At 73.4% G+C, this 12,621-nt stretch carries 7 protein-coding genes; 3 read left to right on the forward strand and 4 right to left on the reverse strand.

What is annotated here, in order from left to right:
• Positions 1 to 75: 75 nt before the first annotated feature.
• Entirely contained in the window at positions 76 to 1,416 is a 1,341-nt protein-coding gene (locus tag AC3CHW_RS09630) for a protoporphyrinogen/coproporphyrinogen oxidase (protein ID WP_398608452.1), read from the reverse strand.
• Between the two features lie 252 nt (positions 1,417 to 1,668).
• Positions 1,669 to 3,288 (reverse strand): AMP-binding protein, encoded by a 1,620-nt coding sequence (locus AC3CHW_RS09635; protein WP_488470175.1) that lies wholly within the window; start codon positions 3,286 to 3,288, stop codon positions 1,669 to 1,671.
• A gap of 292 nt (positions 3,289 to 3,580) precedes the next feature.
• Here AC3CHW_RS09635 and AC3CHW_RS09640 point away from each other — a divergent pair, with 292 nt between their 5' ends.
• From AC3CHW_RS09640 to AC3CHW_RS09650, 3 genes are all read left to right on the forward strand, one after another.
• Positions 3,581 to 5,845: an FAD/NAD(P)-binding protein gene (locus AC3CHW_RS09640; RefSeq protein ID WP_488470176.1), complete on the forward strand. Its 2,265-nt coding sequence runs from the start codon at positions 3,581 to 3,583 to the stop codon at positions 5,843 to 5,845.
• A complete protein-coding gene (locus tag AC3CHW_RS09645) occupies positions 5,842 to 7,305 on the forward strand; it encodes a nitrosuccinate lyase (protein ID WP_488470177.1) in 1,464 nt (487 codons plus the stop codon). Before AC3CHW_RS09640 ends, AC3CHW_RS09645 begins: the two co-directional genes overlap by 4 nt.
• A gap of 616 nt (positions 7,306 to 7,921) precedes the next feature.
• Positions 7,922 to 9,022: a polyprenyl synthetase family protein gene (locus AC3CHW_RS09650; RefSeq protein ID WP_232109764.1), complete on the forward strand. Its 1,101-nt coding sequence runs from the start codon at positions 7,922 to 7,924 to the stop codon at positions 9,020 to 9,022.
• A gap of 242 nt (positions 9,023 to 9,264) precedes the next feature.
• Here AC3CHW_RS09650 and AC3CHW_RS09655 read toward each other — a convergent pair whose 3' ends face one another.
• Both AC3CHW_RS09655 and AC3CHW_RS09660 read right to left on the reverse strand, forming a co-directional pair.
• On the reverse strand, positions 9,265 to 11,514 hold the full coding sequence (locus tag AC3CHW_RS09655; RefSeq protein WP_488470178.1) for a winged helix-turn-helix domain-containing protein: 2,250 nt from the start codon (positions 11,512 to 11,514) through the stop codon (positions 9,265 to 9,267).
• A 406-nt stretch (positions 11,515 to 11,920) separates the two neighbouring features.
• Complete coding sequence (locus AC3CHW_RS09660) at positions 11,921 to 12,544, reverse strand: TetR-like C-terminal domain-containing protein (protein WP_176164073.1); 624 nt, start codon at positions 12,542 to 12,544, stop codon at positions 11,921 to 11,923.
• Positions 12,545 to 12,621 lie beyond the last annotated feature (77 nt).

Consider the following 12,621-nt stretch of genomic DNA (forward strand, 5'->3'; position numbering starts at 1 on the left):
GGCCGGCGGGCGGGGCCTGTCGGTCGAGCCGCACGCGGGAGGGCGGGCCGCCGGGGGGGGCGGCCCGCCCGTGGGTCAGCGCTGGCCCGAGAGCCAGGCGTGCACCCGGTCCACCGCGAGCTTCGACGAGGCGATGGCCGCCTCGCTGCTCGGGCGCAGGTAGAGCCAGTCGCCCGCGTACTCGATGGGCCGCGGCGAGCGGCGGACGAAGCGGCCCCGCAGCCGGAGCGCGGCCGGCGGGGCGGCGGGCAGACCGTTGGGCCAGCGGACGATGTGGTGTCCGACGTACGCCGAGCGCAGGCCGTCGATGAAGTGGGTGCTCTCGTCCAACGCCCGCTCCAGCACCTCCTCGTCCGGCAGGTCGTACACCTCGTGCACGCGGCGCGGCGAGATCAGCAGGGTGACCAGGCCGCGGCCGGCCGGCACCCGGTCGGGGCACTTGTTGTGCTCGATGGTGCAGCCGGAGAAGAGCGAGTTCTCGTTCGGGCCGAGGACGACCGCGTACGAGCGCGGGTTGCTCGGGTCGCGGCGCGGCTCCAGCGGGCGGTCGAGGCGGACCGCGACGCGCATCATGGTGGTGAAGGTGGACGCCTCGATGAACGGCCGCTCGTCGTCCGGGAGTCCGGGGTGGACCGAGGGGATCTCCGGCGACGGCTGGGTGAGGACCGCGGCGCGCGCCGTCAGGTCGGTGCCGTCGGCGAAGTGGACGCGCACCTCCTCGCCCTCGCGCACCACGCGCTCCACCGAGCGCGACAGGTGCACCTTGACCCGGCTGGCCAGCGTGCGGGCCATGGTGTCCTGGCCGTCGCGGTAGGTCTGCCAGCGGAAGATGCCCTTGGTGCCCTGCATGATGGCCAGCAGCGGCGCCACCGCGCTGACCTCGGGCTGCCAGCCGAAGGCGGTGTGCGCGATCGGGGCGAGGCTGCGCTCGACCATCTCCTGGCCGTACCGGGCGCCGAACTCGGCCAGCGTCATGTTCCCGTACTTGGAGTTCTCCGGCCATTCCGGGTCGACCTGGCCCGAGCGACGCATGCCGCCCAGCATCGAGCGGAAGGACTGGACGCGCCCGCTGACGGACATGCCCGCGCCGAGGACCATGCCCTTGGGGTGCCCCACCCACGGGTGGTTGCGGCCCTGGTCCCACAGGCCGACCGGGTGCTCGATCTGGTGGATCTGGTTGCCCCGGTCCAGGCCGAGTTCCCGGATGAACTCCCAGGTGGCCGGGTAGCCGTACGGGGAGATCGTCTCCGCGCCACGGTCGGTGGTGTAGCCGTCGACGCGGCTGGAGCGCATCCGCCCACCGGGCGCGTCCTCGGACTCGAACACCTCCACCCGGTGGCCCTCTTGTGTCAACCGGTACGCGGTGGTCAGGCCGGCGATGCCGGCGCCGATCACCGCTATGTCGATGTCAGCCACTCCTGCTCCTCATACGCGTTGCTCCCGCGGGTGCCCGGCCCCGGGTGCGCGGTGCGGGCGGCGTCGTGCCGCCCGCGTGCTCGCGCGGGCCGGTCCCGTCGGATGGTGGTTCCTCGGTGGTTCGTCGTCTGCTGCCGGGCGTCGCCGCGCGGCCACGGTGGCCGCGCCGCCCGTCCCCCGCCGGCCGGCCGCGAGCGGGCCGGTGGCGGCGTCCGGCGCGGGGTCTGGCCCCGCGCCGGACGGGAGGTCCCGTCAGGTCCAGCGGCCGGAGCCGATGGCCTCCTTGCTGCCCAGCACCTGCTCGCGCAGGTCGAGCCGGCGCACCTTCCAGGTCGCGGTGCGCGGCACCTCGTCCCAGGGCACGAGCTTCGGCTCGGCCATCGGGGGCAGCCCGGCGGTCGCGGCGGCCCACTCCTGCGGGTCGAGCTTGTCGTCCACCATGGACAGCACGGGCACGGGCAGTTCGCCCGGCACGCCGAGCACGGTCACGTCGGAGGCGCGGGGCAGCCGGTCGAGCAGGATGCTCTCCAGCTCGATGCCGCTGGTGCCGGGGATGATGTCCACCTCGCGGTCGACCAGCTTGAGGCGGCCGAGCGCGTCCATCTCGCCGACGTCTCCGGTGTTCCACCACTGGCCGTCGACCTTCTCCGCGTGCCGGTCGCTCTCGCCGACGTAGTCCAGGCACTGGGCCTTGGTGGAGACCATCATCAGCCCGGGCTCGCCCTTGGCGACCTTGCGGCCGGTCTCGATGTCGACGACCTTGACCTTGTTGAAGCCGGGCGAGGGCCAGCCGATGTCGCTGGTGACCGACGCGTCGTCGGAGATGTTCTTCATCCGGCCCCGGGTGAAGAGCGTGAAGCAGACCGGGCCGACCTCGCTCTGGCCCCAGCCCTGGAGCCACACCGGGAAGCGCCGCTTGGAGACGTTCAGGAAGGTGCGCACCGTGCGCGGGTGGATGGCGTCGAAGGTGCCGACGAACAGCCGCACCTGACGGAAGATCTCCGGCCGCTGGTAGGCCAACTCCTCCCAGCGCTGGAAGATGTTCGGGCACGCCTCCAGGGAGGTGGGCCGGTGCTCCTCGATCATCCGCTCGGCGACCTCGGGGTCGTGCTGGGAGATGATCACGATCTTCTTCGGGGCGAGCACGAACTGCCCCATCACCCAGGACACGATCCGGCCGTGCGCGAACGAGACGGAGGTGGCGGCCACGTCGCGGTGCTTGCTGGCCAGGACGGGGAAGCGGATGCGCTCCATCCGGGCCACGCCGCCGAGCAGCGAGTTGCCGGAGTGGACGACGAGCTTGGGCACGCCGGTGGTGCCGGAGCTGTGCATGATCAGCATGGACTCGTGCGGGGCGCGCAGCCGGGTCGGCGGGGCGTCGGCGCCGTCGAGGTCGCTCAGCGTCAGCGCGTCCTTGGGGGCGCCGTCGCCCAGTTCGCCGAGGACGATCACCTTGGTGCCCGGGTCGCTCAGTTCGATGCCCGCCCGGGCGGCGGCGGCCAGCGCGGTGGGCGAGACCACCAGGACCGAGGGCTTCAGCTTGGCGATCATCGCGCGGTGGTTCTCCGGGGTGTTGGCCCCGGCGATCGTCGCGGGTATCGCCCCGAAGCGCGCCGCCGCCGCGGCGGCCAGCGTCATGTCCAGGTGATTGTCTTTGACAATGGCCACCCGATCGCCCGCGCGGGCCCCCGCGGCATAAAGCCGGGCGGAGAAGTCCCGCACCGTGTGGGCGAGTTGTCCGGCGTCAAAACGCGTGCCCTGATCGGGGGCTATGTCAAAGGGCCGGTCCAGGTAAGCGACGGTCTGCTGCTTGGCCTGCGCGTGCCATTCAAACAGCTCAGCGATGTTCAGCGGGTGTTTCCGATAGGACATTCCAGCTCTCCCCACCTAGGAACGGGATTACCTTCACGACGGGCCGCGCGGGTGGCCGCGCAGCGTGCGTGCAGGCGCTGGTCGCCCGGGGTTATGAAGGCTAGAAGTTGTCACAAAGTAGGCTCCGACCTGCACGAATGGCCATAGCAAGCCGCATGGCAAGCTCCACCATGTCAGATAGCAAGAACTAGCCGCTACCGTGCGCGAGTACTTTCCCCAAGACTCGGGGGCCAGTTCGCTCAGGACGGGCCGATCCGCTCGGCGACACGTCGTACAGGGAATGGAGAGCGGCATGGCCAGCACGCGCCTCGATGTCTGCATCATCGGGGTGGGCCCACGCGGTCTCTCCGTCCTGGAACGGCTCTGTGCCAATGCCCGGCGTTTTCCGGCACTCGGGGCGCTGACCGTGCACGTGGTCGATCCGCACGTACCGGGCCCCGGGCAGGTATGGCGGACCGACCAGTCCCGGCACCTGCTGATGAATACCGTGGCCTGCCAGGTGACCGTCTTCACCGACGACAGCGTGGACATGGCGGGCCCGCTGGCCCCGGGCCCCAGCCTCTACGAATGGGCCCGCGCGCTCGGCGCGCGGAACGCGGCGCCCTCCGGGGGCGTGCCCCCACAACCGGGCGCACGACGGGCGCACGAGGCACCCGCCAGCGCCACCCGGCAGCCGCCCGGCACGTCCGCTGAGGCGCACCCGCGGGTCCCGCGAACGGTGGCGTCCGACGCCTACGGCCTCCCGGGCCCTGGCGACCCGCCCTGCGACGCCGCCACCCTGGCCGAGGCCGCCGCACTGGGCCCGGACACCTATCCGACCCGCGCGCTGTACGGCAGCTACCTCGCCTGGGCCTTCGGGCGCGTCGTCGCCGGCGCCCCCGCGCGGGTCACCGTCCGCGTGCACGCCGGGCGGGCCGTGGCGTTGGACGACGGGGCGGCGGGCACCCAGACCGTGACGCTGGAGGACGGCGGCCGGCTCGAAGGGTTGGACGCGGTCGTGCTGGCCCAGGGCCACCTCCCCGTCGAACCGTCGCCGGCGCAGGCGCGGCTGGCCGACTTCGCCGCCGGGCACGGCCTGGTGTACGTACCGCCGGCCAACCCGGCCGACGCCGACCTCTCGGGTATCGCACCCGGCGACACCGTGCTGTTGCGCGGGCTGGGGCTCAACTTCTTCGACCACATGGCCCTGTTGACGCAGGGCCGCGGCGGCCGGTACGAGCGCCGCGCGGGCCGCCTGGTCTACCTGCCGTCGGGCCGGGAGCCTCGGTTGTACGCCGGCTCGCGCCGAGGCATGCCGTACCACGCGCGGGGCGAGAACGAGAAGGGCGTCGAGGGCCGCCACGAGCCGTTCCTGCTCACCCCGGAGCTGATAGCCAAGCTGCGCGCGCAGGCGGCCGGCACCCCCGGGCTCGCCTTCCGCGAGGCACTGTGGCCGCTGGTGGCCCGCGAGGTGGAGACCGTCTACTACTGCGCGTTGCTGACCGCGCGCGGCGAGGCGGAGCGGGTCGCCGCGTTCCGGGAGCGCTACCTCGCGCACGCGGCGGACGGCGCGGCGCCGGCGTACGACACCGCCCGCCCCGACGCCGCCGACACCGACACCGATACCCCCCACCCCGACGTCGCCCGTGGCGCGTCCGCCGCCGCGAGCCACTCGGCGGACCCGGCCGACCCCGCCTCCGCCCATCCGCCGATCAGCGCCGCCGACGCGGAGTTGCTGACCGCGTTCGACATCCCAGCGGCCGAGTGGTGGGACTGGTCGGCCATCGAGCAGCCCTACGCGGAGCGCGAGTTCAGTGGCCCGGACGACTTCCGGGACTGGCTGCTCGACCAGTTGCGGAGCGACCTGGAGGCCGCCCGCGCGGGCAACGTCAGCGGCCCGCTCAAGGCCGCCCTCGACGTCCTGCGCGACCTGCGCAACGAGCTGCGGCTCGCGGTCGACCACGGCGGGCTGAGCGGCGATTCCTACCGCGCCGACCTGGACCGCTGGTACACCCCGCTCAACGCCTACCTGTCGATCGGCCCGCCCGCCCGGCGCATCGAGGAGCTGCTGGCGCTGATCGAGGCGGGCACGCTGCGCGTCGCCGGGCCCGCCCTGCGGATCGTGGCCGACGCCGAAGCTGGCGCGTTCGTCGCCGAGTCGCCGGCCGTGCCCGGCTCGCGGGTCAGCGCCCGCGTGCTGATCGAGGCCCGGCTGCCGGAGATCGACCTGCGCCGCACGGCCGATCCGCTGCTGCGCCACCTGCTCGCCACCGGCCAGTGCGCCCCGTACCGGCTGCCGGCCACGGACGGCACGGCGTACGAGACCGGCGGGCTGGCCGTCACCGAGCGCCCCTACCGGCTGCTGGACGCGCACGGCGCGCCGCACCTGCGGCGGTTCGCGTACGGCGTGCCCACCGAGGCCGTGCACTGGGTGACCGCGGCCGGCATCCGGCCCGGCGTGGGCTCGGTGATCCTCAGCGACTCGGACGCCATCGCGCGGGCCGTGCTCGGTGACGACCCGACCCGCGCGCCGGACGCGCCGGCCCCGGCGCTCGCGGCAACGGCGGCCGACCGGTGAGCACGGGAGGGACGCGCGGTGACGAGTTCGCCGACGCGGGGCTGCTCTCGCCGGTGCGCGCCGGCACGCCCGTGGAGGCGGCCGTGGCCGACCACGCCTGGCTCCAGGCGATGCTGGACGCGGAGGCCGCGCTGGCCCGGGCGCAGGCCCGGCTCGGCACGGTGCCGGCCACGGCGGCCCGGGCCATCAGCGACGCGGCGCGGGCCGCGCACCTGGACCTGTTCGCGCTGGCCCGAAGCGCCCGCGAGGCGGCGAACCCGGTGGTCGGCCTCGTGCGGGAGTTCACCTCGGTGGTCGCCGCGCGGGACGCGGCGGCGGCCGAGTACGTCCACCGGGGCTCGACCAGCCAGGACATCTTCGACACCGGCGCGATGCTGGTCGCCGACCGGGCCCTGGGCCTGGTCATCCCCGACCTCGACCGGACCGCCGAGGCGCTGGCCGGCCTCGCCGAGCGGCACCGGGACACGGCTATGGCCGGCCGCACCCTGACCCTGCACGCCGTGCCCACCACCTTCGGGCTCAAGGCCGCCGGCTGGATGTGGCTCGTGCTCGACGCGGCGGGGCGGCTGCGCCGGGTGCGCGAACAGCTCCCGGTCCAACTCGGCGGCGCGGCCGGCACACTGGCCGGCTACCTGGAGTACGCCGGGCACGGGCACGGCTCGCCGGGCGTGGCCTCGTACGCGTACGAGCTGACCGCCGCCTTCGCCGCCGAGACCGGGCTGGCCCAACCGGTGCTGCCCTGGCACGCGCTGCGCACCCCGATGGCCGATCTGGCCGCCGCGCTCGCCTTCACCTCGGGCGCGCTCGGCAAGATCGCCGTGGACGTGCAGTCGCTGACCCGGACCGAGGTCGGCGAGGTGCACGAGGGCGCGGTCGCCGGGCGCGGCGCCTCGTCGGCGATGCCGCACAAGCGCAACCCGGTGCTGGCCACCGTGATCCGCTCCGCCGCGCTCCAGGTGCCGCAGCTCGCGGCCACGGTGACCGGCGCGATGGCCGTCGAGGACGAGCGGTCGGCCGGCGGCTGGCACGCCGAGTGGGAGCCGCTGCGCGCCTGCCTACGGCTGACGGGCGGCGCGGCGGCGCACGCCGTGGAGCTGGCCGAGAACCTGTCCGTCGCCCCCGAGCGGATGCGCGCCAACCTCGACCTGACCGGCGGCCAGCTCGTCTCCGAGCGGATCGCGGCGGCGCTGGCGCCGTTGCTCGGCAAGGCCGTCGCCCGGCAGGTGCTCAGCCGGGCGTCCGCCGACGCGGCGGCCTCCGGACGCACCCTGGAGGCCGTGCTCGGCGAACTGCCCGAGGTGACCCGGCTCCTGTCGGCCGCGCGCCTGGCCGACCTGGTCGAGCCGACGCACTACACCGGCGCCGCCGGCGCGCTGGTGGACCGCGCGCTGACCAGGCCGCGCCCCGGCCGCTGGCAGGACGTTGTCATGGCCCCCAGCAGCCCAGAACCGCAGGATTGACCCATGAGCTGGGATGGGCAGGCGAAGGCGACCGTGGCGCCGGCGCGTTGGCGCGCCGCGGCGGCCACGTCGCGCTGCCCGGGCGGCCGACCGGCCGCCGCCGGTGCGCGGCACCGTGCCGCGCTGCCCGACCTCACCGCCGCTCCCAGCGACCACGGAGACGACCGCGACCGCACCACCGCGCACGCCGGGCGCTCGCAGCGCGCACAGGCTCGTACGCACCGCCCGCACGCCCCGGCCGGCCCGGCCGCCGGGACGGGCCCGGGCGGCGCCGTACCGGGCCGCTCCGCGCGGCAAACGCCCCGGCCGGCCCGGGTCCGCATCCCGCACGGCCCGGGCGACGGGGCCACCGCCGTGCCCCGCCCCAGACGCGCCCCCGGCGCCCCACCCTGGCTCCCGCCCGCCACGGAGCAGACACCGCCACCGGGCAGCCACCTGAGATCCTTGCCGAACCGCCAGACCGCCTAGCACGCCCAGATCACCCAGAACACCGTCGACGCGCCAGGCCGCGACCCGGGTGAGCCGGACGCGACAGCGCGACACCGTCGGCCACGGCGCCGACACCCGCACGACCACCACCGAGGACTCTGTCTTCCTCCATGCCGGGGAGCTTGTTGTGACATCCATCGAGGCGACGACCACCGTGGCCAACACCGACGCCAGTCGGGGCACACCAGCCAGTCAGGGCACACCACGGGAGCTGCGCGACCGCATGCTGGCCCGGGTCGAGGAGCGGCTGGCGGCGCTGCTCGCGCAGGAGCGGGCGTACTGGAGCGAGCAGAACCCGGACGCGCTGGAGCTGGTGGACTGCGTCGGCGCCATGGTCGCCAGCGGCGGCAAGCGGCTGCGGCCGGCGTTCTGTATCGCGGCCTACCTCGCCGCCGGCGGCGACCCCGAGTCCGAGGTGGCCGTGGACGCCGCCGCCGCGTTGGAGTTGATGCACACCTCGGCGCTGCTCCACGACGACGTGCTGGACGAGTCGGAGCTGCGGCGCGGCGGGCCCACCGCGCACGTGCTGCACGCCACGCTGCACCGCGAGCGCGACTGGCACGGCGACGCCCGGCACTACGGGCAGAGCGTGGCGATGCTCGCCGGCAACCTCGCCATCGTCTACGCCGAGCGGCTGCTCGCCCACTGCCCGCCGGCCGCGCGCTCGGTATGGGGCGAGCTGTCGACGGAGCTGATGGTGGGGCAGTTCCTCGACGTGCGGGCCGCCGCCAGGTTCCAGCCGGACATCCCGCTGGCCCGCTGGATAGCGCTGTTCAAGTCCGGCCGCTACACCGTCTACCGGCCGCTGGCGGTGGGCGCGATGCTGGCCGGCGGCTCGCCCGAGCTGCTGACCCCGTTCGAGGAGTACGGGCTCGCGCTCGGCGAGGCGTTCCAGTTGCGCGACGACCTGCTGGACGCGTTCGGCGACACGGACATCACGGGCAAGCCGGCCCGTCTCGACTTCAAGCAGCACAAGATGACGCTGCTGATGTCCTTCGCCCTCCAGGACGAGCCCGAGGTCAAGGCCCTGGTCGGCGACGACCTGCCGAACACGGACCCCGAGGAGTTGCACGCGCTGCTCCTGAAGACGGGTATGAAGGACCGCGTCGAGTCGGTCATCGAGGAGCGGCTGAAGGTCGCCAACGACGCGGTGAGCGCGGCGCTCCCGGCCGAGTGGGCCGCCGAGCTGCACGCGATGGCGCGGGCGGCGGCGTACCGGGAGAAGTGAGCCGGTCCCGGCTCCGCCCCGTGCGCCGGGTGCGCGCGGGGCGGGCGGGACAAGGCGGCCCGTCAGGGCCAGTCGCGGCCGGCCAGGACCGGTCGGGGTCAGGCAGAGCTGATCGGAGTCAGGCAGGACCGGCCCGGGTCAGTCGGGGTCAGGCAGAGCTGGTCAGGGTCATTCGGGGGCAGACAAAAGAGCCGGGCCCGGCACCGTCGGGTGCGCCGGGCCCGGCAGGGTGGTGCGTGGTGCTATCCCGCGGCCGTCTGCTGCACGATGCGGGTGACGTGCACGCGGGAGGGGCACTCCAGCTTGTTCATCACCTGGCGCAGATGGTTGACGACCGTCCACTCCGACAGTTCGAGCGAGCGGGCGATCTGGCGGTTGGTCATGCCCTCGGCGACCAGCTCCGCGATCTGGTGCTGCCGGGGGGTGAGCCCGGCCAGCCTGGCGTCGGTCCCCGGGCCCGCGACGGGCTTGGGTACCGGTGCCGACAGCGCGGTGGCCAGCGCCGAGTAGAGCGTGGGCGTGTCCACCGCGGTGGCGGTCCGACCGCTGTCACCGTCGGCCGCGTCCCCCGTGGCCTCCCGCAACTGGTCGGCCAGCGACCGCAACGCGGCCCCGTCCACGCTCGGCGGCAGCTCGTGCTGCTCCCGCAGTGCCTTGGCCAGCCCCAACAACCGTAGGACGTGCGCTCGCTCCGTGCCGCCTCCGCTCGGCGCCGAGCGAGCCGCTGTCTCCAGCGCGAGCACCACATCGGCCGGGCCGCCGACGTACCGGGTGAGGATCTCCATGGCCTCGCGGACCGTGGTGTACGCCTCCGCCGACCGGCCGGTGGCCAGCCGCACCCGGGCCAGGTGGATCAGCGCGACGGCCCGGGCGTACGGCTCCTCCAGGGACCGCAACTCCTCCAGGGCCCGCACCAGCGGGGCCTCCGCGTCCGGCTTGCCGCTCCCGGCGCGTACCAGGGACAGCAACCGCCGTGCGGTGGCCGCGTTCCTGACGTCGCCGATCGCGTCCAGCTCGGCCACGGCGAACTCGGCCTGCCGCTCGGCCGCCTCCGCGTCCCCCGCGCGCCGCAGCAGCTCCCCCTGGAGCGTGGCCACGCGGGCCCGCCCACCGGGGTCCCCCGTGCCGCGGTAGAGCTCGGCGGCCCGGGTCAGCAACGCCCGGGCGCACGGCAACTCCTCGCCCGCCATCGCCCACCGACCCGCCGTCTCCAACGCGTCGGCCAGCAGCGCCGCGTCCCGCGCGTCCCGTACGTCGGCCGCCTCCAGGGCGGTGACGGAGCGGGACAGTATCCCCGCGGACTCACGGAGCACGTTGTGCACGACCCACGCCTCTTCGAGGGCGAGCAGGGTACGGACCGCGGTGGCGTGCTCCCCCTTGGCCTGGAGCCGCCGGATCGCGGTGCGGATGTCGGCCAGCCGGGTCTGCGCGAGCGCGAGCCAGTGGGCCCGCTCCTCCGCGATGCGCAGCCCGCGTTCGGCGGCGACGGCGAACTTCGCGTAGTGCTCGGCGTGCCGGTTCCGCGCCTCGGCCTGTTCCTCGGGGTCCTGCGCGAGCCGCTTGCGGTAGTAGTTACGGGTCGCGGTGAGCATCCGGAACTCCGGCTCGCCCCCCTCCCGCTTCGCGCTCACCAACAGGCTCTTGTGCACCAGCGAATCCAACCTGCGCGCCGCCTGCATCAGCGACAGGTTGCCCAGTCGCTGCGCGGTGGGCAGGTCGATGGAGGTCTCGCACACCGCGAGCCGCTGGAGCAGCGCCCGCTCCTCGGCGGAGAGCGCCTGGTCGCCCCAGGACAGCGCCCCGGGTACCGACTGGTGACGGGTCGGCACGTCGAGGAGGCGGCTGTTGTACGGGTGGGCGCCGCGCCGCAGTTGTTCGAGCAGCGCCCGTGGGCTGAGCGTGCCCACAGCCCGCGCGGTCACCTCGATGGCCAGCGGCACGCCGTCGAGGAGTTCGCAGATCTCGGCGATGTTGTGCAGTTCGCCGCCGTGCAACACGTCGCTGCGGTAATGCGCCCGCACCCGGTCGATGAACAGTTGCACCGCCACCGAGCTGTACGGAGTCTGCCCACCGGAGCCCACGGGGAAAGGCGCCACGGGGAACAGGTGCTCGGCGTACACCTCAAGGGAGATGCGACTGGTCAGCAATACGCGTAGCGCCGGGCAACCGCGCAGCAGCGCCGCTATGTCGGTGGACAGCAGCGGTGCCACGAGGTCGCAGTTGTCCAGGACGAGCAGCAGCTCGCGATCGCCGATCTCGGAGCCGACCAGCTCCGGGAGGGCGAGCGCCGCCGCGTCGCCGCCGATGCCGAGCGCCGCCGCCACCTGCCGCCAGGCGATGGTGCGGCTGCCCGTCGACGCGAGGTCGGCCTTGATGATGCCGTCGGCGGCATAGGGCACCGACGTGGCGAGCACGGCGTTCGCCAGTGCGCTCTTCCCCACGCCGGCGGGTCCGGTGATGGTCAGTAGCCGGATTCCGGGATCGTGCAGCATTCCGCAGAGTTCGGCGATTTCCCCTTCCCTTCCGAATAAACGGGCAGAACGGGGTTGGTGCATTTTCTCACGGTTCGTTACGGACAATATGGGAATTGCCTCGCAGACACCGCTATCCATGAGCTGGTTCACGAAATCACTCCCGCCATGACTTCAGGCCACGTCGCCTCCGGCCAAGGGCAGCAACACGAGCACACTCATCAGTCCTGTGACACTGGGCTCGCCAGACCCCCCGATGAGCGCCTCCGTTCGCTCTCCCCCGTGCGCGGTACAAGATGTTTCATAGAGCAGACTTCACCAGGGTCTGCGGCACGAATAGAGCGCCGCTGGAGTCTCACTGAAACATCTGGCCGTCGAGCATAGCGGGCTTTGCTTGTGCGTCGCGCCCGGACCCGGGCGCGCGAGGTCAGTCCGTGCCCCGGACCTGCGGAAGCGCGTAGGTGGCGAGGAAGCGGTCCGCGAGATCGGTTACATAGCCGTCATCGAACGTTCCGTTGAAAAACAGCCTCTTGAAGAGCATCGGGCCGGCCAGCTTGTCGATCGCGGCGTCCGTGGGCAGGTCCGGCGACAGCTCGCCCCGAACCTTCGCCGCCTCGACAATTTCCCGTATGAGTTCCGTACCTTTGCGGTGGCAATCTTCCAGGATGATGGCGCTGGCCCGGTCGGCGGCGGCCCGTTCGATCATCACTCGCAGCGCACGCTCGGCCACAGAATCGAGCAGCATGCTGCGAAACGCCTGCAATTCAGAGATCAAATCGGCCCGCAAGTCGCCCGTCGGTGCGCAATGTTCGACCTCGAAGGAGCGGGCGAGTACGTCGCGGATCAACATGGCCGACTCCGGCCAGTGCCGGTAAAGCGTCGTCCGGCCGACTCCGCTGCGCGCCGCCACGGCGACGTGCGTCACCGCGGCCCAACCGTCCTCGATCAGCAGTTGCTGCGCCGCCGTGAGCGCCGCGGCCCGGCTGCGCTCCGCACGCGGATCGGGCCCCCGGTGCGTCACACCGACCGCCGCGCCGTCCGTCTTCGCCATGCATCACGCTCCACGCTGAACTGACTAATGTGGAGCAGTTTGCACCAGACCCCTACTGGGCGCCTACCTCGCCGGCC

It is taken from the genome of Streptomyces sp. MGP-BFMKR1 (assembly GCF_057766585.1).

What these genes read in the sequence shown, in the direction of transcription:
- AC3CHW_RS09640 (WP_488470176.1), top strand. Translation starts at nt 3,581, where the DNA reads ATGGCCAGCACGCGCCTCGATGTCTGCATCATCGGGGTGGGCCCACGC.
- AC3CHW_RS09655 (WP_488470178.1), bottom strand. Translation starts at nt 11,514, where the DNA reads ATGCTGCACGATCCCGGAATCCGGCTACTGACCATCACCGGACCCGCC.
- AC3CHW_RS09660 (WP_176164073.1), bottom strand. Translation starts at nt 12,544, where the DNA reads ATGGCGAAGACGGACGGCGCGGCGGTCGGTGTGACGCACCGGGGGCCC.
- AC3CHW_RS09635 (WP_488470175.1), bottom strand. Translation starts at nt 3,288, where the DNA reads ATGTCCTATCGGAAACACCCGCTGAACATCGCTGAGCTGTTTGAATGG.